22 protein-coding genes are annotated in these 23,543 nt (G+C 69.1%); 17 read left to right on the plus strand and 5 right to left on the minus strand.

Annotated elements, in window-relative coordinates:
- Positions 1 to 184 precede the first annotated feature (184 nt).
- The 6 genes from HHX41_RS36480 to HHX41_RS36505 all read left to right on the plus strand — a co-directional run bounded on the left by HHX41_RS36480 (position 185) and on the right by HHX41_RS36505 (position 6,467).
- The gene (locus HHX41_RS36480) at positions 185 to 535 is read left to right on the plus strand and encodes a hypothetical protein (protein WP_182909592.1); all 351 of its coding nucleotides are present in this window, start codon (positions 185 to 187) and stop codon (positions 533 to 535) included.
- A 31-nt stretch (positions 536 to 566) separates the two neighbouring features.
- On the plus strand, positions 567 to 1,394 hold the full coding sequence (locus HHX41_RS36485; protein ID WP_182909593.1) for an IclR family transcriptional regulator: 828 nt from the start codon (positions 567 to 569) through the stop codon (positions 1,392 to 1,394).
- A gap of 30 nt (positions 1,395 to 1,424) precedes the next feature.
- Positions 1,425 to 2,864 carry a dihydroorotase family protein gene (locus HHX41_RS36490; protein ID WP_169988633.1) on the plus strand — a complete coding sequence of 480 codons (1,440 nt, stop codon included), beginning with the start codon at positions 1,425 to 1,427 and terminating at the stop codon, positions 2,862 to 2,864.
- Positions 2,865 to 2,989: 125 nt separating this feature from the next.
- Positions 2,990 to 3,859: a branched-chain amino acid ABC transporter permease gene (locus tag HHX41_RS36495; RefSeq protein ID WP_169988635.1), complete on the plus strand. Its 870-nt coding sequence runs from the start codon at positions 2,990 to 2,992 to the stop codon at positions 3,857 to 3,859.
- Positions 3,859 to 5,730, plus strand: a complete 1,872-nt coding sequence (locus HHX41_RS36500) for an ABC transporter permease subunit (protein ID WP_182909594.1) — start codon at positions 3,859 to 3,861, stop codon at positions 5,728 to 5,730. Before HHX41_RS36495 ends, HHX41_RS36500 begins: the two co-directional genes overlap by 1 nt.
- Complete coding sequence (locus tag HHX41_RS36505; protein WP_310742338.1) at positions 5,727 to 6,467, plus strand: ABC transporter ATP-binding protein; 741 nt, start codon at positions 5,727 to 5,729, stop codon at positions 6,465 to 6,467. The genes HHX41_RS36500 and HHX41_RS36505 overlap by 4 nt, the downstream gene beginning before the upstream one ends.
- A 211-nt stretch (positions 6,468 to 6,678) precedes the next feature.
- Here HHX41_RS36505 and HHX41_RS36510 read toward each other — a convergent pair whose 3' ends face one another.
- The 4 genes from HHX41_RS36510 to HHX41_RS36525 form a co-directional block, all read right to left on the minus strand.
- Complete coding sequence (locus tag HHX41_RS36510) at positions 6,679 to 7,413, minus strand: hypothetical protein (protein ID WP_182909595.1); 735 nt, start codon at positions 7,411 to 7,413, stop codon at positions 6,679 to 6,681.
- Between the two features lie 102 nt (positions 7,414 to 7,515).
- On the minus strand, positions 7,516 to 8,787 hold the full coding sequence (locus tag HHX41_RS36515; RefSeq protein ID WP_182909596.1) for a DUF4437 domain-containing protein: 1,272 nt from the start codon (positions 8,785 to 8,787) through the stop codon (positions 7,516 to 7,518).
- A 120-nt stretch (positions 8,788 to 8,907) separates the two neighbouring features.
- Complete coding sequence (locus HHX41_RS36520; RefSeq protein WP_182909597.1) at positions 8,908 to 10,464, minus strand: class I adenylate-forming enzyme family protein; 1,557 nt, start codon at positions 10,462 to 10,464, stop codon at positions 8,908 to 8,910.
- 57 nt (positions 10,465 to 10,521) lie between these two features.
- Positions 10,522 to 11,493, minus strand: coding sequence for a hypothetical protein (locus HHX41_RS36525; RefSeq protein ID WP_182909598.1), 972 nt, complete (start codon positions 11,491 to 11,493; stop codon positions 10,522 to 10,524).
- A gap of 147 nt (positions 11,494 to 11,640) precedes the next feature.
- On the opposite strand from HHX41_RS36525, the gene HHX41_RS36530 reads away from it, so the two are divergent.
- The 7 genes from HHX41_RS36530 to HHX41_RS36560 all read left to right on the plus strand — a co-directional run bounded on the left by HHX41_RS36530 (position 11,641) and on the right by HHX41_RS36560 (position 18,760).
- The gene (locus tag HHX41_RS36530) at positions 11,641 to 12,090 is read left to right on the plus strand and encodes a DUF3598 family protein (protein WP_169988647.1); all 450 of its coding nucleotides are present in this window, start codon (positions 11,641 to 11,643) and stop codon (positions 12,088 to 12,090) included.
- 183 nt (positions 12,091 to 12,273) lie between these two features.
- Positions 12,274 to 13,242, plus strand: a complete 969-nt coding sequence (locus HHX41_RS36535) for an ABC transporter permease (protein ID WP_169988649.1) — start codon at positions 12,274 to 12,276, stop codon at positions 13,240 to 13,242.
- A 53-nt stretch (positions 13,243 to 13,295) separates the two neighbouring features.
- Positions 13,296 to 14,132, plus strand: coding sequence for an ABC transporter permease (locus HHX41_RS36540; protein ID WP_182909599.1), 837 nt, complete (start codon positions 13,296 to 13,298; stop codon positions 14,130 to 14,132).
- Between the two features lie 40 nt (positions 14,133 to 14,172).
- Positions 14,173 to 15,762, plus strand: a complete 1,590-nt coding sequence (locus tag HHX41_RS36545) for an ABC transporter substrate-binding protein (RefSeq protein WP_182909600.1) — start codon at positions 14,173 to 14,175, stop codon at positions 15,760 to 15,762.
- Positions 15,762 to 16,742, plus strand: coding sequence for an ABC transporter ATP-binding protein (locus HHX41_RS36550; RefSeq protein WP_220504749.1), 981 nt, complete (start codon positions 15,762 to 15,764; stop codon positions 16,740 to 16,742). The genes HHX41_RS36545 and HHX41_RS36550 overlap by 1 nt, the downstream gene beginning before the upstream one ends.
- Positions 16,739 to 17,707, plus strand: coding sequence for an ABC transporter ATP-binding protein (locus HHX41_RS36555; protein ID WP_182909601.1), 969 nt, complete (start codon positions 16,739 to 16,741; stop codon positions 17,705 to 17,707). The genes HHX41_RS36550 and HHX41_RS36555 overlap by 4 nt, the downstream gene beginning before the upstream one ends.
- Before the next feature lie 15 nt (positions 17,708 to 17,722).
- On the plus strand, positions 17,723 to 18,760 hold the full coding sequence (locus HHX41_RS36560) for a nitrilase-related carbon-nitrogen hydrolase (RefSeq protein ID WP_169988655.1): 1,038 nt from the start codon (positions 17,723 to 17,725) through the stop codon (positions 18,758 to 18,760).
- Positions 18,761 to 19,148: 388 nt separating this feature from the next.
- On the opposite strand, the gene HHX41_RS36565 is transcribed toward HHX41_RS36560, so the two are convergent.
- A complete protein-coding gene (locus HHX41_RS36565) occupies positions 19,149 to 19,292 on the minus strand; it encodes a hypothetical protein (protein ID WP_182909602.1) in 144 nt (47 codons plus the stop codon).
- 213 nt (positions 19,293 to 19,505) lie between these two features.
- Between HHX41_RS36565 and HHX41_RS40010 the strand changes: the two genes are divergently transcribed.
- The 4 genes from HHX41_RS40010 to dnaK all read left to right on the plus strand — a co-directional run bounded on the left by HHX41_RS40010 (position 19,506) and on the right by dnaK (position 23,531).
- Entirely contained in the window at positions 19,506 to 19,919 is a 414-nt protein-coding gene (locus tag HHX41_RS40010; RefSeq protein WP_310742339.1) for a DUF2267 domain-containing protein, read from the plus strand.
- Positions 19,855 to 20,064 carry a DUF2267 domain-containing protein gene (locus HHX41_RS41400; RefSeq protein ID WP_310742341.1) on the plus strand — a complete coding sequence of 70 codons (210 nt, stop codon included), beginning with the start codon at positions 19,855 to 19,857 and terminating at the stop codon, positions 20,062 to 20,064. Before HHX41_RS40010 ends, HHX41_RS41400 begins: the two co-directional genes overlap by 65 nt.
- Before the next feature lie 1,066 nt (positions 20,065 to 21,130).
- Positions 21,131 to 21,598: a general stress protein gene (locus HHX41_RS36575; protein WP_182909603.1), complete on the plus strand. Its 468-nt coding sequence runs from the start codon at positions 21,131 to 21,133 to the stop codon at positions 21,596 to 21,598.
- Between the two features lie 22 nt (positions 21,599 to 21,620).
- A complete protein-coding gene (gene dnaK, locus HHX41_RS36580) occupies positions 21,621 to 23,531 on the plus strand; it encodes a molecular chaperone DnaK (RefSeq protein ID WP_169988665.1) in 1,911 nt (636 codons plus the stop codon).
- Positions 23,532 to 23,543 lie beyond the last annotated feature (12 nt).

Below are 23,543 nucleotides of genomic sequence, written 5' to 3' on the forward strand. Positions count from 1 at the left end.
GAGACATCGCTGTGTGCCTGGGACGTGTTCTGGGGCGCGTACCAGGACCTGACCTGGGACATGGTTCGAAACGCACCCGGTCGGGCGGTCACACGCCCCGGGGCTTCCCAAGCTATTGAAACAGCGTTACTGTGTGCGGAACAAGTCCACTGTAGCTGTCGCACTTCGAAGGGGACCAGCCCCGATGATCTACCTCGTCTACCGGATGAAGCTCAGCTCGCGGGCACGTCGCGACATGAGGGGCTTCTGGCAGTGGCTGGAGGATCGGGAGAAATGGTTCTACCGGGATCTGCCGGCGGTGCGGGAGGTGCGGTGGTACTACAGCGTCGTCGGCGACGTGTACGTCCTCGAGAACTGGGCCGCGTTCGACGACGAGGCGGCCTGGGGCGAGTACCGCACGGCACTCGCGAGCCTCAAGGCGGACGGCGACTGGGAGACGCGACGGGTCAGCCAGGACGACTGGTGGGAGTTCCTCGACACGCGAATTGTCACCGATCTTCCGGTGCCGGTCGGAGTCCGACGCCAGGATAGGTGATCAGACTCATCCGAATTCTCCTGGAGGAACGATGTCGCCCAAGACCCGTGCCGCAACCGACACCGACGCACCCGCGCGCGAGAACACCGGACAGGCCATCGCGACGGTCGAGCGGGCCGTCGAGGTGCTGATGCACTTCGCCGAGACCCCGTCGCCGACCCTTGGTGTGACCGAGATCGCCGAGGCGCTGGGCATGTCGAAGGCGGCCGTGCACCGGATCCTGGCCTCGCTGCGCGTTCGCGGGCTGATCGAGCTGGATCTGGTGACCCGGCGTTACTCCCTCGGGGTCGGCGCCATGCGCCTGGGCCTCGCCTACCTGGACCGGCTGGACATCAGGCGCATCGCCGCGCCGGAACTGATGGCGCTGTCCCAGCGCACCGACGAGACGGCGACCCTGTCCATCCGCACGGGCTGGACCCGGATCTACGTCGACCAGGTCACGCCGGCCCGCGAGGTGATCATGACCGTCTCCCTCGGCGTGCCCTATCCGCTGCACGCCGGCGGGTCGTCGAAGGCGTTTCTCGCCTTCTTAACGGAAGAGGAAATCGAGAGCTACCTGGCGCAGCGGTCGCTGGAGCCGCTGACCAGCGAGACCATCGCCGACACCGGGAAACTGCGCGAGGAACTCGCGGCGATCCGGAAGCGCGGCTGGGCCCGCTCGTTCGGCGAGCGCATGGCGGGCGCTGCGTCCGTGGCGGCGCCGGTGTTCGATCACCACGGGCGGCCGATCGCCGTCCTCAGCGTCTGCGGCCCCCAGGAACGGTTCCGCGACGAGGTCGACGCGTGTGTCGAGGCGTTGCTCGAATCCACCGCACGACTGTCCGGCCAGATGGGCTGGACAGAAGAAGAAAGGAGGTGACGGCCGTCCGGTCGGCCGGCCGTCGCGCGCATGTCCCGATACGATCTGCTCATCAAGGGTGGCACCGTCGTTCTTCCCTACCACGGAGAGGTCCGCGCTGACCTGGCCGTGCGCGACGGGAAGGTGGCGGCTCTCGCCGACGACATCGCCGCTTCCGAAGCCGGCGAGGTCGTGGACGCGGCCGGGAAGGTGGTCCTTCCCGGCGCCGTCGACGCACACTTCCACCTCGGCATCTACCGCGACTTAGCCCTCGACGCCTTCGAGGAGACCCGCTCGTCCCTCGTCGGCGGCGCGACCACCGTTGTCTCCTACTTCCGCACCGGCTCGCACTATCTCGAGCGCACGGGACCGTACAAGGAGATCTTCCCCGAGGTCCTCGACCGGGTGTCCGGCCGGTGCTGGACCGACTACGGCTTCCACCTCGCGCCGATGACCGTGGAGCAGATCTCCGAGATCCCGTTCCTGGTCGAGGAGCACGGCGTCACCTCGTTCAAGTACTACATGTTCTACAAGGGCTTCGACCTCGCGGCCAACAGCCGTGACGCCCAGGCCTTCACCATGGGCGACGAGTACGACCTCGGCCATCTCTACCTGATCATGGAGCAGGTGGCGGCGGTGCAGCAGGCGCGTCCCGACCTGCGGCTGTCTCTGTCGCTGCACTGCGAGCAGTCCGAGCTGATGCGGGTGTTCATCGACCGGGTCCGCTCTCAGGGCGATCCGCAGACGCTCCGGGCCTACCACGAAGGGCGTCCGCCGCTGACCGAGCGGGTCGCCATCGGCGAGGCGACCACGCTGGCGAGCCACACGGGCACCAACATCAACCTGCTGCACCTGTCCAGCCGGGAGGCGATCGAGGCGGTTGCCCTCGCCCGCGCGTCGTACGGCGGGATCGACATGCGCGCCGAGACCACATTGCACCACCTGTGTCTCGACCACGACGGCCTGGACGCCCGCGGCGGGCTCGGCGGGAAGGTCAATCCGCCGATCCGCACGAAGGCGGACAACGAGGCGCTGTGGCGGCGGGTCGCCGACGGCACCGTCGACTGGGTGGCCTCCGACCACGCCTGCTGCATGGAGGCGGAGAAGGGCGAGGAACTGTGGCCGGCCCGTCCGGGCTTCGGCGGGACCGCCCTGCTCTATCCCGTCCTGTTCTCCGAGGGGCATGTGAAGCGCGGGCTCTCCCTGACCCGCGTCGCCGAGCTGGCCTCGGCCAACCCCGCCCGCGCGTACAACCTGTGGGGCCGCAAAGGCAGCCTCGCGGTCGGCTTCGACGCCGACCTCACCGTCGTCGACCCCGGCCTGACCCAGACCGTGACGGCCGAGCGATGCCTCTCGGGCCAGGACCACTGCCCGTTCGAGGGAGTCGACCTCACCGGCTGGCCGGTCACCACCGTCGTCGGCGGGCAGGTTCGGTTCCGCGACGGCGAGGTCGTGGGCGAGCCGTCGGGGCGTTACGCCCACCGCGGCTGACCGGTCCGGCAAAACGTCAGACCTATTGACAGTCAATCGATGTCAACCCTACGTTTGCCAAAACCCTGTTCCGTTGGGCGGAACAGGGTGGGTCAATTCTCGCAACACTTCCAGGAGCGTTCCAGATGAGCCCTGAGGTGATCATCGACGGGCTGTTCGCCGGTTCCGTCTACGCACTGGTCGCGCTCGCCCTGGCCATCGTCTTCCAGCCGACGAGGATCATGAACTTCGCCCAGGGCGAGGCGCTGATCCTCGGCGCGGCGGTCTCGTACCAGATCGTGGCGCTGGAGAAGATGAGCTGGGCGCTCGCCCTTGTCGTGACGATCGTGGTAGCGGCGCTCATGGGCGTGCTCATGGAGCGCATGATCATGCTACCAGTCCGCATGTCGGGCTCGCGCTACGCGTGGATCATCGCGACGCTCGCCGCGGCCCTGATCTTCCAGTCGCTGTTCAACCTCGGCTTCTTCGACGTCGACGCGCTGCGGCCGGATCCGGTGGTCGCGGGCGGTTTCGAGATCGCGGGCGTCTCCGTCGAGTGGCAGGAACTGCTGGCCATCATCGTGGCGCTGGCGGTCATGGCCGGCTACGACCTGTTCCTGCGGCGATCGGTCTACGGCCGCGCCATCAGGGCCACCGCGCACAGCTCGGACACCTCCGTGCTCATGGGAATCCCCGTGCAGCGCATCGTCGTGCTCTCGTTCGTGATCGCCGCCGTCATCACCGCGGTCGCGGGCCTGCTCGCCGCGCCCGTGATCTTCATCGCCCCCGCGGTCGGCCTGACCTTCACCATCAAGGGCTTCACCGCCGCGGTGATCGGAGGCGTCGGATCGCCACGAGGGGCGCTCGCCGGAGGCATGATCGTCGGTCTGCTGGACACCGTGGTCCGGAGCGTGGTCGGCGGGACGGTCGGCAACTTCGCGGTGTTCGCGGCGCTCGCGGTGATCCTCATCGTCTTCCCGTCCGGACTGTTCGGCAAGCCCATGGAGGCACACTGATGGCAACGGCGGACCCAGCTCCCCCGGAACGGGCCGGTTCCCTGTTCGACACGGAGCTCTATCACCGGATACGGACCGTGGCCATGGGCGTCCTCGTGGTCGTCGCCGTCGCGGTGCTGCTCATGTGGCCGAGCATCACCGACTACTACAGCTACAACGCGTCCTACTACAACGGCATCGTCGCCTCGGCCGCCATCAGCGCGATCCTGACGATCTCCCTGAACCTGTCCATGGGATACGGCGGGATGCTGTCGATGATGCACAGCGGCCTGCAGCTCGCCGGCGGCTACGCCACCGCGTACGTCGTGGTCAAGGCGAGCGGTTCCTGGCTCCTGGGCGTGGCGGCCTCGGCGGCCGTCGGAGTGCTCCTCGCGGTCCTGGTCCTGCTGGTCAGCCTGCGGGCGACGTACCTCTACTTCGGCATGATCACACTGGCGGCCAACCTGATCGTGATCGAGTCCGGACGCGAGTGGGAATCAGTGACCGGCGGCATCGTGGGCCTCAGCGGCGTCGCCCCCAAGCTGGGCGACGAGCCGATGTCGAAGCAGGCCTTCTACTACGTGGTCCTCGCGTTCCTCGCGCTCGCGTACGTCGTGCAGCGCAACATCGTGCGCAGCGGCGTGGGACGGGCCGCGATGGCGGTGCGCGAATCCTCCGACACCGCCTCGGCCATGGGCATCTCGCCGGCCCGCGCCAAGCTTCTGCTCTTCGGCGTCTGCGGCGGGATCGCGGGCGTGTCGGGTGCGCTGTACGCGCTGCAGCTCGGGTTCATCAACCCCGACGTCGGCCTGCTCGACAACGGCATCATCTTCTTCGTCGGGCTGTTCCTCGGCGGCATCTCCACGCTGATCGGGCCCGTGATCGGGGTCGCCCTGATCGCCGTGCTCGTCGAGCTCATCAAGGACCAGGCCCGCTACACCACGCTCGTCCTCGGCGTCCTGCTGCTGGTCGCCATGATGGTGATCCCGCGCGGGATCGTGGGGACCTGGCGGGCGTCCCGGGCCGGTCGCGACAGGGTGTCCGACGCGGGTGACGACACGCTTCCCGACGAGGTTCCCGACGTCGTGCCGGAGGTCCGCGACGCCGCACCCGAGGTGCCCGCGATCGAGGGGGTCGGCCTTGTGAAGCACTTCGGGGGCGTGCACGCCGTCGACGGGGTCGACATCAGGATCATGCCCGGCACCGTGCACGGGATCATCGGGCCCAACGGTTCGGGGAAGTCCACCCTGGTCTCCTGCCTGACCCGCTACCACCGCCTGGACTCGGGAAAGGTGATGATCTTCGGTGAGGAGGCGCCGGCCGCCCCGCACCGGGTGGCGGCGGCCGGGGTGACCCGGGTGTTCCAGGTTCCCCACCTGTTCGAACGCGTCAGCGTGCTCGACAACGTGCTCACCGGCATGCGGATGAGGGAGTCCTACACCTGGCTCGGCGCCACCCTCCGGTCTTCCGCGTACCGGCGGCAGGACCGCGCCGAACGGGCGGAGGCGCGGGAGCTTCTCGCCTTCGCCGGGCTCGCGTCCCGCGCCGACTGGCCGGCCTCGTCCCTGTCGCACGGCCAGAAGCGGCTGCTGGAGGTGGTGCGGGCGGTGGCGACCCGGCCCAAGGTGCTCATCCTCGACGAGCCCGCCACCGGCCTTACCTCCACGGAGCTCGACGCGCTCGGCCGGCTGTGCCGGGTCCTGCGGGAGCGCGGGCTCGCGGTGGTCCTCATCGAGCACGACGTGGACTTCGTCATGGGGCTCTGTGACGAGATCACAGTCGTGGAGAGCGGCAAGGTGATCGAGCGGGGCGACCCCGAACGGGTGCAGAGCTCCCCGGCGGTGCTCGAGGCGTATCTCGGCCGTCCCGAACTCATCGAGGAGACAGCGTGAGCAGCAGGTTGCTGGAGATCGCCGGGCTCGCGGCGGCGTACGGCGGGGTGCGCGCCCTCGACGGGCTCGACCTGCACGTCGACGAGGGCGAGTTCGTCGTGCTGCTCGGCCCCAACGGATCCGGTAAGACCACCACGATGAAGACCGTGTCCGGGCTGCTGAAGCCGGTGTCCGGGCAGATCAGGTTCGGCGGCCGGGACCTGGCCGGGGTGCCCGGCTGGAAGCGCCCGTCTCTCGGCCTGTGCCAGGTGCCCGAGGGGCGGCAGATCTTCCCCGACCACACCGTCATGGAGAACCTGCACCTCGGCTCCTTCCCCGTCCGGCGGAACCGGGCGGAGGCCGAGCGCAGGCGCACCGAGGTGCTCGACATCTTCCCGCGGCTGGCCGAACGCGCCGAGCAGCTCGCCGGGACGCTGTCGGGCGGTGAGGCGCAGATGCTCGCCATCGCGCGTGCCCTCATGGCGGGACCGCGGCTTCTCATGCTGGACGAGCCGTCGCTCGGCCTGGCCCCGCTGAAGGTCGCCGAGCTGTTCGGCTACCTCAAGCGGCTGCACGAGGAGCGCGGCCTCGCCGTCCTCCTCGTGGAGCAGCAGGCCGGCACGGCGCTCAAGCTCGCCGATCGCGGTTACGTGCTGGAGCGGGGGCGGGTGGCGGTGGAGGGGACCGGAGCCGAGCTCCGGGACGACCCCCGCGTCCAGGCGGCCTACCTGGGCCGGCTCCGTCAGAACGCCACCTGACACCGTCCACCCACCAGACCCCGATCGCCACCGATACACCGATTCCCCGCCGGCTGAGCCTGCGGGGAATCTTTTCGTGCCCGGCGGCGAGGTTCCAGGGGTGGGGTATACGAGAGGCCCCCGCGCCGGCTCGCCGATGGTGAGCCTGCGCGGAGGCCTGCTGACCCGGACCGGAGCGGGGTGATTGCCGGGGGACTGCCGGCCGGACGTGTCAGCCGAAGGCGGTGGTGCCGGGCTTGACCACGCCGAGGAACGCGGCCACCAGCACCATCACCCAGATGAGGTAGACGTATGGCAGGCAGGACCGGACCGACCGGGTGATCGCCTGCTCGACCTCCGGGCTGGAGCCCTCGGTCATCAGCCGGCCGAAGGCCGGGCCGAACGTGCTGAGCCGCCAGCGGATCAGCACGCCGCCGAGGACGCACAGGCCGTAGGCCACGAGCTTGCCGCCCAGCCACTTAGGGTTCGTCTGCACGCCGAAGGGCTCGGCAGTGAAGATCATGTAAATGCCGATGACGACCAGGACCGCGACCAGGCCGTACCTGACCAGGAGGTCCAGCCGCTGCACCAGGCGGCCGAGCGGGGTGGCGCCGCGGGTGTAGTCGTAGACGACAAGGGCCAGCCAGCACAGTGCGGCGACCCAGACGAGGGTCACCAGCCAGCCGGGGAAGTAGCCCTCGCCGAACGGGCTCAGCGACATGAGCGTCACGCCGCTGGGCAGGAACAGCACGAGGCAGATCCGCGGCGCCATGTCGACGACGTGCATGATCTTCGCGGCCACGGACCGCGCCGCGGGCGTGAGATCGGGGCGGACCACGTAGCGGCTGGAGTAGTAGACGCCGATGTCGCTGCCGAGCCAGTAGACGAACAGGACGATGTGCAGCAGGATCGCGAAGCTGTACGCGTTGAGCCCGTGTACGGGCTCGACGGCCGTGGTGGGAGTCATGGGGAGAATCTCCGTAGATGACCGTGGCCGGGCCCGACGGGCCCGGCCACGTTTTCCAATGCGGTGAGTGGTTGGTCTCGGCTGGTCGGCCGGAGGGGCGGCCTACATGCCGTCGCCGTCCCAGCGGCCGCGGGACCGGCTGCGCACCGGGAGGGTGGACAGGATGGGGGCCGGGATGGGGTCGCCGGCCTTCCACGGCCGGCCGCGCCCCCAGTCGTGGGCGTGCTCGTCGGTGCGCTCGTCGGCGTGCTCGAGGGAGGCCGGGTCCGCCCCCCAGTCGAGCGCCGGCGCATCGTGGTCGTGAGTGTGGTCGTGCCCGTGGTCGTGCCCGTGGTCGTGAGTGTGGTCGTGAGTGTGGTCGTGCCCGTCCCCGTGACCACCCTGGAGGCGGGCCGCGTCCAGGGCCTTGGCGATCGCCAGCAGGCTCTTGTCGGCGCCCTGTCCGTGCTGCACGTACTCGACGTCGGGCTCGCCCTGGTCGCGCTGGTACTGCCACGCCGCGGTGAGGTCCGCGATGTCCTTCTCGCTGCGCCAGGTGGGGCCGGAGCCGTGGTCGTGCGCCGACTTCGACCAGCGCATGCGGCCGCCGCCCGGCCCGTAGTTGACCGCCTCGCCGCCCCAGCGCAGCCACTCGTTCTGGGTGTACCAGTTCTGCAGCTCACCGTCGGAGCGCAGCAGCCAGGTCGCGCCGCCCTCCATCGTGGTGAAGTGGCCGTGCTTCACCCGGGCCGGCCGGAAGAAGTACGTGCCCAGGTCCAGCGTGCCGAAGTTGTACTCCATGTGGCCCTGGGTGGTGTACGCCTCCTCGTAGCAGGGGTGGTGGGCCAGCCGGTGGTCGGCCCAGCCCTCCTGCGCGTGCACGAGGCGGGTGTAGAAGCCGGTGACCGGGTCGACGTGCAGGTACTTGATGAACAGGCCCGGCATGGGACCGGGGTTCGGCACGGCGTCCCACTGCATGGCCTCGCTGTCGATGACGATGACGTCCTCGCGGGCGTTCTCCCAGCGCGGCGCGTTCAGGCCGTCCACGCGGTCGAAACCCGCGTCGCCGTACTCCCGGTAGTGCAGGATCCGGGTCCCCTCGGCGAACGTGATCGCGTCGGTCGGCACGCCCTTGGGCGCGAAGACGTACCCGCCCTTGCCGATGGTGCGCCCGCCGTACGTCATCGAGCCTTCGAGCACGTAGTACTCGGTGTTGGCGTGGTGGATGCCCGGGCCGCGGCCCCAATCGGTGTGGAAGTCGATCCGCAGCGAGGAGGAGCCGTCCTCCTCGTCGACGGACAGGCGCCGCTCGCTGGCCCGGCCCTCACCGTTCACGAGCTCGGCGCCGTGCCATACGTAGTCGTCTTCCTGGATCAGTTCGACGTGGGGGCGCACTGTGATGTCCTTCCGCAGATTTGTTGCTCCGTGTTCCGCAAGATGGAACGCCGTTTCTAATCACTGGAGCGTAATTGTCTGAGGTTTTGGGGTCAAGGGTTCTCAAGGCGTGAGGAACGGTCAGAGGCCCTCGTCGAGGGGTTTCAGGTCGCGCTTGACCACCTTGCCGGCGGCGTTGCGGGGGAGTGTCGCGACCACCTGCCAGCGTTTCGGCACCTTGTAACCGGCGAGGCTGGTGCGGCAGTGCGCCTCCAGCAGCGCGGCCAGACCGTCCGCCCCGGCGGCCGGGGCGCCGGCGCGCAGGACGACGTACGCCATGACCTCCTCGCCCCAGGTGTCGGAGGGGACGCCCACCACCGCCGCCTCCGCGACCGTTTCGTGAGCGTGCAGCACGTCCTCGATCTCGCGGGGATAGACGTTCACCCCGCCTGAGATGATCATGTCCTTCTTCCTGTCGACGACGTGGACGTATCCCTCGTCGTCCCGCACCACGATGTCGCCGCAGGTGAGAAAGCCGTCGTCCGTCGTGCACTCGGCGGTGGCCGCGGGGTCGTCGTGGTAGCCGTTCATGAGGAAGGGGGAGCGGCTGAACAGCTCGCCGGGTTCACCGGGTTCGACCGGTTCCCCGGCCGCGTTCACGACCCGCAGTTCGGTCATGTACCACGCATGGCCGACGGAGCCGGGCTTGCGGCGCTGGTCGACCGGGCGGAGGTTGGTCACGATGCCCGCCTCGGTGGACCCGTACAGCTCATGGACCCCGCACGCCGGGAACGCCTCCATGACCCACTGCTTGAGCGGCCACGGCAGCGCGGCGGCGTTGAAGTAGAGCGTGTCGAGGCTGGCCAGGTCCCTGGCGGTCAGCGCCTCGCGGTCCAGCGCGCGGAGCATCTGCGCGTGCGTCGGCACGAGGAAGACGGACTGCGCGCGATCACGCTCCACCAGGTGAAGCAGCGCCTCGGGGTCCCATTTGCGGAGCATCGTGACCGTGCCCCCGGTGTAGACCGGGGCGTACCCGAAGGCGAATCCGGCGCCGTGGTACATGGGCGCGACCGCCACCGACACCCGCCCGGCGCCGAGCCGCCATTCCAGCGCCGAGCAGTAGAAGGTCAGCGACCGGCTCCGGTGGCTGATCAGCACGCCCTTGGGCCGCCCCGTCGTGCCGGAGGTGTAGGTGATGCAGAACGGGTCGAGTTCGTCGATCCGCACGGCCGGATCCACCGCCCGCGCCGCCGCCAGCGCGTCCTCGTAAGACCGGCCGGTCTGGGCGCCGTCGATGGACAGGGCGGGCAACCCGAGGTCCTCGATCGCGTCTCCGGCGATCGGGGAGAGCGCGTCGTCGAGGACGATCGCGCCTGCGCCCGAGTGCTCCAGGATGAACCGGGCCTCGGCGGTGGTGAGCCGCGGATTGAGGGGCACCATGACGAGGCCCGCCTTTGCGATGCCGGCCGCGATCTCCGGATACTCCAGCCGGTTTCCCAGCAGCACCGCGACCCGCTGTCCGGTCGTGAGCCCGCGCGAGAGGAGCGCGCTCGCCAGACGGTTGGAGCGCTCGTCGAGCGCGGCGTAGGTGAGCGCGCGATCACCGTCGATCACCGCGGTGGCGCGAGGGGTGGCGCGGGCGAACTCGCGTACGCCGCCCGCGATCGACAGGGGAGCCCCGCCACGGTGGACGGTCATGTCACTTCCTCCACAGAAGACGGTGCATGGTTTGGGGGAGTTTCATCTGATTCCCGATCAGATTCGCGGCTGCCACAGCGTGACCGAGACGCCGTTCGGAGTATCGGCGGCGGCCACGACGGCCCGGCCGTGCAGCGGGTCGTCGGTCTCGATCGGCCCGCCGAGCACCCGTCCGCCGGTCCGGCGCACGCTCTCCAGCGCGGCCTCCAGGTCCCGGGTGCGAACCGACCATCCGCTGTGGCCGAGGGAGCGGGCCGGCCGCTGCACCGCCCGGCGGTCCACCCGGTGCTCGCCGGCGGCCGAGGTGACCTCGATCCGCGCGGTCTTCTCCCCGGCGAGGAACGCCAGCCGCATCTTCGTGCCCGCGGGCAGCCCGGCGACGGTGTCGAAACCGGGAGAGGAGAACACAACGTCATACCAGACCGACATGCCCAGGCCGTCCGGTCCCCAGAACGCGACCTCGGCGTCGGCGTCGGGGACGTGGCAGACGACCGAGGTCAGCTCGGTGAACGGACGGCCGGGGTCGGCGGCCCACGCCTCGGTGCCGCGCACCGCGGCGGGCTGGACGAAGACGACGACCGTCCCGTCCGGGCCCGGGCACACGCCCTGGGTGACCTGCACCTCGCGCTCACCCACCGCCACGCCGTACGTCGTGGGGGGAGTGGCCCAGGCCCGTCCCGCCCGGCCGAGCTCGGCGTGTGCGGCATCGATGTCGCGGGCGTACAGGTCGATCCCGATCAGCCCGTCGTCGAGGTTGTGCGGAGGTTCGGCGGGCGCCATCGGCTCCGGCACGCGCACCAGATGGATTCTCCCGGTCTCGGCGCCAGCCGCGGCCAGCGCGACCACCTCGACGTCCGCGGAGCCCGACCCCCACAACGCGTCGGCCACCGCCGCCGGGACGGTTCCTTCCGAGGCGACCTCGAAGCCGAGGTCGTCGCGGAAGAAGCGCAGGTGGGGGTCGAATTCCGTGACGCCCACCAGGGTGGCGGTTATCCCCTCGACCAGCGGCTGTCGGTTGTCCTCGCTCACATGATCCCCTCAGCGGCTTTTGTTCCTGTGCTCGGAACGCTGTTTCAAAATGGTTCAGATCACGCTAGGCTCCCCGCCGACGGCCTGTCAACGGGCCGCCCAGCCGGCCTCGCCGCGGGTCGAATCACGTCTGACCAGGGAGGAACCATGCGAGCAGCGATCTCAGGGATGCCGATCATCAAGAGCCACCTCGGTGAATGGCGGGGCGAGTACATCCACGTCGACGCGGAGGGCAACATCGTCGACCGGCATGCCTCGCACCTCTACTGCCGCGTCCCGGAGGACGGGACCTACGACATCCTGCAGACCAACACCTACACCTGGGCCGACGGGCGGCAGGAGGCGTTCGACTTCGGCGGCAGGCTCGACGCCGAGGGCGTCTGCCACTTCGACACCGACCGCATCATCGGAGAGATGAGCCAGGTGGACGATCAGACGATCGTGCTCACCTGGTCGTACAAGAACGACGCGAACAACTATCTCTACGAGCTGATCCAGCTGTCGCGCGACGGGCGGCACAAGTGCCGGACCTGGCACTGGATGGACGGCGACCGCCTCGTCAAGCGCACGATCATCAGCGAGACCAAGGTCGCCTGACCGCGTGCCCGGCCGCCTGAGGGGCGACGCCCGGAAAGGTGGCGTCTGCCGGCCCCGGAACGGCGTTTCACAACCGCTTGTCGCCACTTCCCGCCCCGCCCTCCCGAAGCTAATATTCCGGACACAGAAACAACGTTCCCCGCTGTGGAACCGGATGTCCGTTCAACAGAAGGGGACCCGGAAATGCTGCGGTACGTCGGTCGTCGGGTCGCCGGCCTCGCGCTGGTCCTGCTCATCGTCCTGACTCTCGTCTTCTTCATGCTCAGGGCCGCACCGGGCGGGCCGGTCGACGCGTATCTCGGGATGAACCCCACCCCGGAGAAGCGGGCCGAAGTGGAACACCGCTTCGGCCTCGACCAGCCGATCTGGGTGCAGTACGCCAAGTTCCTCGGCAACCTCGCCTCGGGCGACCTCGGGAACTCGCTGTTCAGCGACCGTCCCGTGAGCGCCGTCATCGGCGAGCGCCTGCCGGTCACCCTGGAGCTCAGCCTGACCGCCTTCCTCTTCTGGGTGGCGTTGGGCCTCGTCGCGGGGGCGGTCGCGGCCCGCCGGCGCGACTCGTTCGTGGACGGATGCGTCCGGGTGATCAGCGTCGTCGCGCTGTCGGTCCCGAGTTTCTGGCTGGCGCTGGTGCTGGTCGTGGTCTTCGGCCTGTACGTCAAGGGCGTGCTGCCGTCCAGCGGCTGGACGCCCTTCAGCCAGGATCCATGGGGCAACCTGCGCGGTGTGGTGCTGCCCGCCTTCGCGCTCGGCCTCGGGTCCGGCGCGATCATCGCGAGAACGCTGCGCGCATCCATGATCGAGACGGCCCAGGCCGACTACGTGTCCTTCGCGCGGGCGATGGGGATGTCCGAGCGGCGCGTCCTGCGCCAGATCACGCTGCGCAACGCGATCATCCCGACGGCCACAGTGATCGGGCTCATGCTCGGCGTGTTCGTGAGCGGCACCGTGCTCATCGAGAACGTGTTCAACATCCCGGGAATCGGTCAGACCGTCGTCGGCGCCTTCACCCGGCACGACTATCCGCTGGCCATCGCCTGCACGCTGATCACCGCCTCGGTGTTCCTCGTCGCCAACCTGGTCGTCGACCTCCTCTACTTCGTGCTCAACCCCCGGATACGCGCCGGGTTCCTGAACGGGACGGCTCGCTAGACATGGTGATGACCCGGGTTCTCCCCTCGGCCGCCGGAAGGCGCTTGCCGCGGATGTCAGCGCTCACGTGGACCGGCGTGGTGCTGCTGGTGCTGTTTCTCCTGCTGGCCGTGTTCGGCCCGCTGCTCGCCGGCGATCCCGACGCCCAGACCGGGCAGACCCTCGCCGCACCCGGCATGGAGCATCTGTTCGGCACCGACCATCTCCAGAGGGACCTGTTCGCCCGCGCCGCTGAGGGCGCCCAGGTGTCGCTCCTGGTGGCGGTGGCCGCGGTGGCGTTCGGGCTGGTCGTCGCGGTGCCGGCCGGACTGGTCGCGGGCTACTTCGGCGGGCGCTGGCCCGACGACCTGATCATGCGGGTCCTGGAGGCCCTCCAGGCCCTGCCGCTGTTCGTCTTCGCCCTGTTCGTCATCGGGATCACCGGAACCGGCGACTCCCAGCTGGGCCCGCTGCCGCTCACCTCGACGACCAAGGTCGTCCTCCTCCTCGGCGTCGGTTTCATCCCGTACTTCGCCCGGGTGACCCGGTCGGCCGCGCTCGTGGAGGTGCAGGAGGACTACGTCGACGCGCTGCGGGTGATCGGAGTGCCGCGGTGGCGCGTCATCGCCGGTGAGGTGCTCGTGAACGTGCTTCCACCGGTCCTGGTCCAGGCGTTCCTGTGGCTCGGTGTGGCGATCTTCGCGGAGAGCGCCCTCAGCTTCCTGGGCCTGGGAATCCAGCCTCCCCGGCCCAGCCTGGGCAACATCCTCGGCGACGCGACCGGCTACATGTTGCTCGGGGCGTGGTGGTACTCGATCATCCCGGGCCTGGTCATCCTCGTCGCCACGGTCGGCTTCAACCTCGTCGGCGACGGCCTCGGCGACGCCCTCGACGCGCACGGACATCGCTGACCCGCGCGCACATACACCCCCCCACTTCTGAGGAAGAGTCATGACTGACGAACACCCCATCCGCGCGCTCAGCAGGCGCCGCTTCCTGACGGCCGCCGGCGTGCTCACGGCCGGCGCGCTCACGCTCGCCGCCTGCGGCGGAACGGACGACGCGGGCGCGGGCAAGACCGCGACGGACGGCGCCGGCGGCGCGGCCAAGGCGGCGGGCACGCTCACGTTCGGCGTCGGATCCATCTCCGACTACCTCAACCCGCTCAGCACCACCTCCAGCCGGGTGCACTGGATCACCGACCCCGTCGTCGAGTCGCTCTACACCTACGACCCGTCGCTCGCGTCGGTCCCGCTGCTCGCGGACGGCGAACCCGAGATCTCGTCCGACGGGCTGACCTGGACGATCAAGCTGAAGCAGGGGGTGACCTTCCACAACGGCGATCCGTTCACCGCCGCCCACGTGGTGGAGACGCTGACCTTCGTCACCGATCCCAAGAGCACGAGCGACTGGACGGCCTACTTCGTCGGTTACGTCAAGAAGGTCACCGCCCCGGACGAGCACACCGTGAAGATCACGCTGACGACGCCGTTCGGCGTGCTCCGCTCCCATCTCACGAACCTGCCCATCGTGCACAAGGACTACGTGCGCAAGACCGACACGACCATGGGGACCGGTCCGTTCAAGATGGACAAGGTGACCCAGGGGCAGCAGGTGACGCTGACCGCCAACGACGCCTACCACGGCAGCAAACCGGAGCTGCGCGGCGTCGTGTTCCAGGCGGTCCCCGATCCCGCCACCCGGCTGGTCAACCTGCGCGAAGGCAAGATCCAGATTATGACCGGGGTCTCGCCGGAGAGTGTCGGGCTGCTCAAGCAGGACGACGAGATCCGGGTCCACCAGGTGGCCGCCCCCACCGACATCGTGACCTACTTCAACGCCGCCAAGGCTCCCTTCGACAACGTGAAGGTACGGCAGGCACTCGGCCACGCGATGGACCGCAAGGGCGTGCGGGACGTCGTCTACGCGGGGACCGCCACGATCGCCCAGGGCCCGATCGGCCCCGCCACCGAGGGCCACGACCCCTCGTTGCAGATCTACGCTGAGGCGCCCGATCCCGCGAAGGCCAAGGCGCTGCTGGCCGAAGCCGGGGTCTCCTCCCTCGACTTCACCCTGATGATCACCAGCGACCCGGTGATGAAGAACATCGGGCAGGTGCTCGTGGAGGGGTGGAAGCAGGCCGGTATCACCTGCACCCTCGAGGTCCTCGACATCGGGCCCTGGGTGAAGAAGTGGGCGAGCGGCGAGTACCAGATGGCGATGACCGGGTTCGAGAGCGGCTTCGGCTCCGGCCGCACCGCGTTCACCCTGCTCGGGCAGATGAGCTCGCGCAATCCGCTGAACTTCGGATACAAGAACGACGAGGTGGACAAGCTGCTCGGCGAGGCGTGGGCCGCCACCGACGAGGCCGCCCGAGTGGAGGCCTGCAAGAAGATCGACAAGCTTCTGGCGGACGACGCGATCCTGCTGCCGCCGGTCTACCCTCAGATGATCGTGGCCCAGCGTACCGACCTCTCCGACATCGACGAGAAGCTCATGAGCGTCAGCCGCGTCCCGCTTCCCCCGCTGAGTTTCGCCTGATGGCTGCCATGACGGCCGCGCAGTCCCCGGCCGGGCAGCTGCTGTCCGTACGGGACCTCGCGGTGGTGTTCCGCACCCGAACGGGCGAGGTCCCGGCCGTACGCGAGGTCTCCTTCGACCTGGCCAGAGGAGAGATCTTCGGCCTGGTCGGGGAGTCCGGCTCCGGCAAGAGCACGGTGCTCACCGCGCTCACGCGTATGCTCGCGCGCAACGCGCGGATCACCTCGGGGCGGATCGGCTTCGACGGCGCCGACCTGCTGGCCCTGCGGGAGCCGGCGATGCGGCGGTTACGCGGCGACCGCATCGGCCTGATCCCGCAGCGGCCGATGACCTCGCTGTCACCGGCCACCAGCATCGGGCGCCAGCTGCGCTGGCACCTGGACGGGCTCGACGACGCCGGGCGGCTCAAGGAGCTGCTCGGCGGGGTCGGGCTGGACGCCCTCCTCGACCGGCTGGACGGCTATCCGTTCGAGTTCTCCGGCGGCCAGCTCCAGCGCCTGCTCATCGCCGTCGCCGCGCTCGGCAAGCAGCCGGACCTGCTGCTGGCCGACGAACCGACGACGACGCTCGACGCCACCGTCCAGGCGCAGGTGCTGCGGCTGCTGCTGGAGTTGCGCGACCGGGTCGGGTCGGCGATGGTGTTCGTCACCCATGACCTCGGTGTGATCTCCCAGATCAGCGACCGGATCGGGGTCATGTACGCGGGCCGGCTCGTCGAGGTCGCCCCGGCCCGGGAGCTGTTCGCCGCCCCCCGGCACCCGTACACGCGGGCGCTGCTGGAGGCGATCCCCGTCCGGCACCGGCGGGGTGAGCCGCTGCGTACCATCCCGGGCACGGTCACCGGTGCGAACCGCCTGAGCGGCTGCCCCTTCGCCCCGCGCTGCCCCATCGCCCTGGACCTGTGCCGCGAGGAGAACCCGGCGCCACGTGAGACGGGGCTCTCACTGGTGCGCTGCCACCGGGCGGGAGAGGATCTGTGAGCGTCATCAGCGCCGAGCGGCTCGTCAAGCACTACCGCATCCGGTCGGGTGGCCGGCGCCCCGACCGGGTGGTGCACGCCGTCGACGACGTCTCGTTCGAGCTGGCGGAGGGCAGCACGCTCGCGATCGTCGGTGAGTCCGGCTGCGGCAAGTCCACGATCGCCCGGATGCTCGTCCGGCTGACCGAGCCGACGGCCGGCCGGATCCTCGTCCAGGGCCGGGACACGGTGGACCGGCGCGCGGTGCAGTTCGTCTCGCAGAACCCCTGGTCGGCGCTGAACCGGCGCAAGAGCATCCGGCACGCACTGGAGCAGCCGCTCGCGGTGCACGGGCTGCACCCCGGCCGGGCGGCGCGGGCCGCCCGGGTCCGTGAGCTGCTGGACCTGGTCGGCCTCACGGAGGAGTACCTCGATCGCCGACCCGGTGGCGTGAGCGGCGGCGAGCTGCAACGGGTGACCGTCGCCCGGGCCTTGGCCGTCGAGCCGCGGGTGCTCGTGCTGGACGAACCCACCGCCAGCCTCGACGTCAGCGTCAAGGCACTGCTGGTGAACCTGCTCGCCGACCTGCGGCGACGGCTCGGTCTCAGCTACGTGCTCATCACCCACGAGATCGACATCGCACGGCATCTGGCCGACCGGGTCGCGGTCATGTACCTGGGCCGGATCGTCGAGACGGGTGACGCCGAGCAGGTGTTCACCGACCCCCGCCACCCGTACACCCGGGCACTGCTGGCCGCCGTGCCCGGCATCGGATCCCGGGAACCGGCGCCCCTGCTGCGAGGCGAGGTGCCGTCCGCCGTGTCCCCGCCGCCCGGCTGCCGGTTCCACACCCGGTGCCCGATGGCCGTCGACGCCTGCGCGCGTACCGAGGCGGCACTCGAGCCCGGCCCGGACGGCCGCCGGGTGGCCTGCCTCCGGCTGGACGACCTCACCGCGCCCCCGCCCTTCCTGAACGACCCCTCCTGAACGGAGACGAATCCATTGAGCACCCACGACACGGCACTCACCCAGGACACCGACGGCGGGTACCCCACCGTCCCGCTGGCCAAGGAGGTATGGACGCTCGGTGTCGTCCAGTCCCGGGTGAACGCGGCGCCCGACCGGGCGGGCATGAAGGCCAACCTCGACCACATGCTGCACCTGATAGACAACTCGTTCCGGGTGGGATTCGGCGCGGCTCCGGATCTGCTCTTCTTCCACGAGTTTCCGATCAGCGGCTGGGACCGGTGGGACAAGGCCGAGACCGAGCGGCGCTGCATCGAGATCCCGGGTGAGGAGACCGAACTGATCGCCGCCAAGGCCCGGCAGTACCGCTGCCACATCGCCTTCGGCGCCTACGTCCGGGACCCGGACTGGCCGGGGCACGTCCTCAGCATCACCACGTTGATCGGCCCGGACGGTGAGATCGTGGCCAAGCACTGGAAGTCGCGCAACGTCAAGGGCGTCTTCAGCGGCTTCGAGTTGTTCACCACCACGGTGTACGACGTCCTGGACGAGTACATCGACAAGTACGGTCAGGACGAGGTGGTTCCGGTGGCCCGTACGCCGCTGGGGAACATCTCCATGTCGTCCACTCAGCTGGAGCCGGAGTTGTTCAGGACCGCGGCGATCAAGGGCGCCGAGGTCTTCCTCCGTACCGCGACGGGTGGCTTCAGCGAGATCGACGTTCGAGCCACCGCCCTGCACAACCGGGCGTACTGTGCGATCGTCAACAACTCGGTGCTTGCGGCGGAGACCAATTACTTCGAGGACACCGGGGCCGGCGGCTCGGCCATCTACGGCCCGGATGGCGAGGCCATAGCGTCGGCCGACAGCAAGTTCGAGAAGCTGGTCCTCGGCCAGATCCCGATCGGAGCGTTCCGGGCGCGGCACCGCCAGCCGGACATCCACTGGGATCTGTACCGGCCGGTCTTCGACCGCTACCAGAGCCGGTTCGAGCCGAACCTCTACACGCCGTATCAGCCGATCAGTTTGGAGGACGCAGGAGGCTATCTGCAGGGTAAGTCCCGCTGGCGTTGAGCCTTGGGTATATCTGAAGCCTTTTGGGCAGCGGAAACTCCTGCTCTCACCTCCTGGGGGTCAGGGGGGTCGTGGGGTTCAAATCCCGCCGTCCCGACACTGTTCTAGCAGGTCGGAGCCGTGATCACGAGAGAGTGATCACGGCTTTTCTGTTTCTCGTTTGTTGCTCGGACGAGCCGTCAGCTGCCGACACCCCGCTGTCTCCCGTTGCCGCAGGCTGCCGTCCATTCCGGGGCCTTGAAACCAAATGAGCTCGCCGAATGTTCAAACCGGCCGGCCGCAACGATCGAGATAGTGATCTACACTGTAAAGAAAAACTCCATGAAAGCACCATCTCGGGAGCAGGTGCCACAGCCTTGTGCTCAACGGATATGACTAGCTGCGGGGGTCAAGCGACGAGCGGGAAAGGCGCTTTAGCCCAGAGATCCAGTGCCTGGGCCGCCTCGATGAAGGCGATCAGCACCTCGGTGTCGGTGTCGTCCGGGTCTCCGGCAACGTAGCCGCGGGAGATCCTGCCGCTGATGCCGCACATCGCCGGTACGACAACGCCGACCGCACTCACCATCCGCGGCGGCCCGTCCTGCCGGGCCCGCGTCACGAGCAACCGTCAGACCGCGTCGCGGGCGGCGTTCGAGCAGGAGGGGTGGATCAGGAAACACCGCTTTGAACTGGGTGAGCCTTTGGCGGCTCACGATTTCGAGGAACTCTTCGTAGTCCACGTCCGGGCTCCTCGCTCGACACACGCGTGGCCGAGCGGGAGCAGGTGGACGTCGAGGAGGCCGAACGGCACGCGCGAGCCGTCTTCTGGGCGCTGGCCGGTGCCCTGGACGCCAAGGAGGTGGCCGACCTGTCGGCGGACCTGCCGGAGGAATTCGACTCCCTGGTGGCCGAGGCCCAGCGGCGGCACGTGGAGGTCATGCGGTCCTCGGAGATCCTCAGCAGGGTCGCCAGTCGGACCGGTCTCGACGCCGAGGGTGCCGAACGCGCCACCGCGGCCGTGCTGGAGACGCTCGCGGGGCGCATCGCCGCAGGCGAGGTCAGGGACCTCATCCCGCGAACTGCCGGTCCGGCTGCACCCACCACTGAGGCGGGGCATCGCCGGTCGCTTCGGTACGGCCACACGGATGGGGCTGGAAGAGTTTCTGCGCCGGGTGGCTGAACGAGAGGGCGTGTCCCTTGACCAGGCGCGGGAACATGCCGCCGCCGTGTTCGCCACGTTGCGCGAGGCCATTACGGACAAGGAGTTCTTCGACATCACCGTCCAGTTGCCGGACGAGTACTGGGCCCTGCTTCCCCGTCCGTGAGCGGGCGACGGGCGGGCTCGCCGCTCCAGGTGCTCCATGAACTCCGGCAGGTCCTCGAAACCGCGTCACAGTAGCAGGTCACCTCTTCCCGCGGAGGCCCTGACACGTCACAGACCCGGCCAGGCGGTCCCGCGTCCGGTCACGGCGGTCGTCTCAGACCGTCGTGACCGCGGTTCCGCCCTCCGTGCGCATGGAGTCCGGCCCAGGTGAGAAGGTGTGGACAGCCGCCTCCGGCACCGCTCGGGCTGCAGGCTGCCAGAGGTCTCCGTGGACCTGCGAAACGTTTCGGAACGGGCACGGCAGGCATTGCACATCGCGATGGTCGCCCCGCCGTGGTACGACATCCCGCCTAAGGGGTACGGCGGCATCGAGTCGATGACGGCGGATCTCGTCCGCGGACTGCTCGTCCGCGGGCACCGGGTGACCGTGATCGGCGCGGGCGACGGAGTCGATCGGCGCACCTACAACGAGCCGCCGTCGGCGAGGATCCGGAAGTCGTGCACGCTGCCAGGGCGGAGCACCTCGCAGCGGGCGAGCGCACCCGACCTCAATTGGGTCGCGCAGGTGCACAATGCCGTGGATTTCGCCACGTTCCCGTTCTGTGCGCGCAAGGAGGGCCTACGCGCTGCAACGCTTCGACGTTCCGGTGATGACCGAGGCCTACGAACGCTTGTACCAGCAGGTCTTCGCGCGGATACATGACCCGGGCCGTCCGGCGGGACGGGAAGGGGGAAATTCGGGGAGCCACAACGCCTGACCAGTACGGAGTTGCTTCGCACCTGGCGCTCCCCCTGGGCGACCTGCTACTGCTCATGGGAGGCAGATGAGGGCCGGGAAGGGTGGTGCGAGGGAACGGCAGGCGGGATCCTGGTATGGGAGACGAAAATCCCGTCGGGTGTTCCACAAGCCGACGGGGGGACACGCGTCATAGGGATTGTTCTCGCTGGTAGAGCTCTGATACCGCCAACGTCGAAGGTGGCGTGGATTCCGGTTCTCCCGCTCCGGCCGATGCGCATCGGCGGCGGAGCGAGTTTCACGAGCTGGAATAGCCGAGGGGGTTGGTCCCGTGAGCGTCCCGAGAACAGCAGGGCCCCACAAGGTGGTGCTGGCCACCTACAGCAGCTACGACGCGGCCCAGCACGCGGTAGACGTCCTGGCCCGCCACGACTTCCCGATCGCACACGTCACCATCGTGGGCTGCGATCTGCGGTGGGAGGAGAAGGTGCTCGGGCGATGGGGCCTCGGCAGAGCACTCGTCACCGGCGCCGGTACCGGCGGCTGGATCGGTCTTCTCATCGGCTTGATATTCGCGATCTTCAGCCCGTGGGCCGGATGGGCCATCGGCTCCTCGATCGTGCTCGGGCTGGTCTTCGGCCTCGTCTGGGGTGCGATCAGTCACGTGGTGCAGCACCGGACGTTCGCCTCGATGCCTGCGGTCGTCGCCGACCACTACGACATCCTCGTGGACCTCGAGTTCGCCGACGAGGCCCGGCGCGTGCTCACGCACGCTCGTGAGACCGCTGCGCTCAGGTGAGCGCCAGGAGGGGGATGAGGACATGGCCAAGGCGGTGGGCATCGACCTAGGCACGACGAACTCGGTCATCGCGACCACCGAGGACGCGCATCCGACGGTCGTCCCGAACGCCGAGGGGTCGCGCACGACTCCCTCGGTGGTGGCCTTCACGGACCAGGGCGAGGTGCTGGTGGGCCAGATGGCCAGACGCCAGGCGATCCTCAACCCGAAGGGCACGATCTATTCGGCCAAGCGCTTCATCGGGCGCAAGTTCGACGAGGTGCAGAGCGAGATCAAGGCCGTCTCGTTCGACGTCGTGCCGGGCCCGGACGGCGCCGTGCGGTTCAAGGTGCGCGACAAGCTGTACGCGCCGGAGGAGATCTCCGCCTTCGTGCTGCGCAAACTGGCCTCGGACGCCGGGAAGTTCCTGGGGGAGAAGGTCAACGAGGCCGTCGTCACGGTGCCCGCGTACTTCAACGACGCGCAGCGGCAGGCCACCAAGGACGCCGGCAAGATCGCCGGCCTGGAGGTCCTGCGGATCATCAACGAGCCGACCGCGGCGGCCCTGGCATACGGCCTGGACAAGAAGGGCAACGAGACCGTTCTCGTGTTCGACCTGGGCGGGGGCACGTTCGACGTCAGCGTCCTCGACATCGGCGAGGGCGTCATCGAGGTCCGTGCCACCTCGGGCGACACTCATCTGGGCGGCGACGACTTCGACCGGCGCATCGTCGACCACCTGGCCGACGAGTTCCACAAGCAGCAGGGCATCGACCTGCGGCGCGATCCGCAGGCCCTCCAGCGGCTGTTCGAGGCCGCGGAGAAGGCCAAGGTGGAGCTGTCGGCGGTCACCCAGACGCAGGTCAGCCTGCCGTTCATCACGGCCGACGCGACCGGCCCCAAACACCTGAACACGACGCTCATGCGCTCGACCTTCGAGCAGATCACCCACGACCTGCTCGAACGCTGCCGGGGCCCGGTGGAGCAGGCCATGGCCGACGCGAAGCTGACGACGAACGACCTCGACGAGGTGATCCTCGTCGGCGGCTCCACCCGCATGCCGGCCGTGCAGCAACTCGTGCGGCGGCTGACGGGCAAGGAACCGAACATGACGGTCAACCCGGACGAGGTCGTGTCCGTCGGCGCGGCCGTCCAGGCCGCCATCATCAAGGGCGAGCTGAAGGACGTCGTGCTGCTCGACGTCACTCCTCTGTCGCTCGGCGTCGAGACGCTCGGCGGCGTGATGACGAAGATCATTGACAGGAACACCACGATCCCGGCCCGCCGCACGGAGACGTTCAGCACGGCGGACGACAACCAGTCGGCCGTGGACGTGGTCATCCTGCAGGGCGAGCGCGAGCGGGCCGCCGACAACCGGGTGCTCGGCCGGTTCCGGCTGGAGAACATCCGGCCCGCGCCGCGCGGGGTGCCGCAGATCGAGGTCACCACCGACATCGACGCCAACGGCATCCTGAACGTCTCCGCCAAGGACAAGGACACCGGCGCCGAGCAGCGCATCACGATCAGCGAGAGCTCCAACCTGGACAAGAGCGAGATCGACCGGATGATCGCCGACGCGGAGCGGCACCGCGCCGAGGACGCGCAGCTTCGCGCCGCGATCGACGCGCGCAACGAGCTGGACTCGGTCGCCCACCAGGTGGAACGCCGGCTGTCGGAGCTGGGCGAGGCCGTCCCGGTGCACGAGAAGGCGCGGGCCGAGCAGCTGATCATGGAGGCGCGTCAGGCGATCAAGGAAGAGGTGCCCGTCGACCGGCTGCGCGGCCTGACCGCGGAGCTGCAGCAGGTCTACCACGGCCTCGGCGTGGCGGCGTCCGCCGCCCAGGCCCAGAGCCAGGCCCAGACCCAGGGGCCGGCTCAGGCCGGGCCCGGCCAGGCCGCCGCCGGCCCCTCGGACGAGGACGTCATCGACGCCGAGTTCACCAGCTCCGAATAGCCCGTGACATGA

It is taken from the genome of Microbispora sp. H13382 (assembly GCF_014161445.1).
In the GTDB taxonomy this organism is placed as follows: Bacteria; Actinomycetota; Actinomycetes; order Streptosporangiales; family Streptosporangiaceae; genus Microbispora.

Bases quoted from the DNA above. Each gene is read 5' to 3' on its own strand.
- HHX41_RS36480 (WP_182909592.1), top strand. From the start codon at position 185: ATGATCTACCTCGTCTACCGGATGAAGCTCAGCTCGCGGGCACGTCGC.
- HHX41_RS36485 (WP_182909593.1), top strand. From the start codon at position 567: ATGTCGCCCAAGACCCGTGCCGCAACCGACACCGACGCACCCGCGCGC.
- HHX41_RS36490 (WP_169988633.1), top strand. From the start codon at position 1,425: ATGTCCCGATACGATCTGCTCATCAAGGGTGGCACCGTCGTTCTTCCC.
- HHX41_RS36495 (WP_169988635.1), top strand. From the start codon at position 2,990: ATGAGCCCTGAGGTGATCATCGACGGGCTGTTCGCCGGTTCCGTCTAC.
- HHX41_RS36500 (WP_182909594.1), top strand. From the start codon at position 3,859: ATGGCAACGGCGGACCCAGCTCCCCCGGAACGGGCCGGTTCCCTGTTC.
- HHX41_RS36510 (WP_182909595.1), bottom strand. From the start codon at position 7,413: ATGACTCCCACCACGGCCGTCGAGCCCGTACACGGGCTCAACGCGTAC.
- HHX41_RS36520 (WP_182909597.1), bottom strand. From the start codon at position 10,464: ATGACCGTCCACCGTGGCGGGGCTCCCCTGTCGATCGCGGGCGGCGTA.
- HHX41_RS36530 (WP_169988647.1), top strand. From the start codon at position 11,641: ATGCGAGCAGCGATCTCAGGGATGCCGATCATCAAGAGCCACCTCGGT.
- HHX41_RS36535 (WP_169988649.1), top strand. From the start codon at position 12,274: ATGCTGCGGTACGTCGGTCGTCGGGTCGCCGGCCTCGCGCTGGTCCTG.
- HHX41_RS36540 (WP_182909599.1), top strand. From the start codon at position 13,296: ATGTCAGCGCTCACGTGGACCGGCGTGGTGCTGCTGGTGCTGTTTCTC.
- HHX41_RS36545 (WP_182909600.1), top strand. From the start codon at position 14,173: ATGACTGACGAACACCCCATCCGCGCGCTCAGCAGGCGCCGCTTCCTG.
- HHX41_RS36550 (WP_220504749.1), top strand. From the start codon at position 15,762: ATGGCTGCCATGACGGCCGCGCAGTCCCCGGCCGGGCAGCTGCTGTCC.
- HHX41_RS36565 (WP_182909602.1), bottom strand. From the start codon at position 19,292: ATGTGCGGCATCAGCGGCAGGATCTCCCGCGGCTACGTTGCCGGAGAC.
- dnaK (WP_169988665.1), top strand. From the start codon at position 21,621: ATGGCCAAGGCGGTGGGCATCGACCTAGGCACGACGAACTCGGTCATC.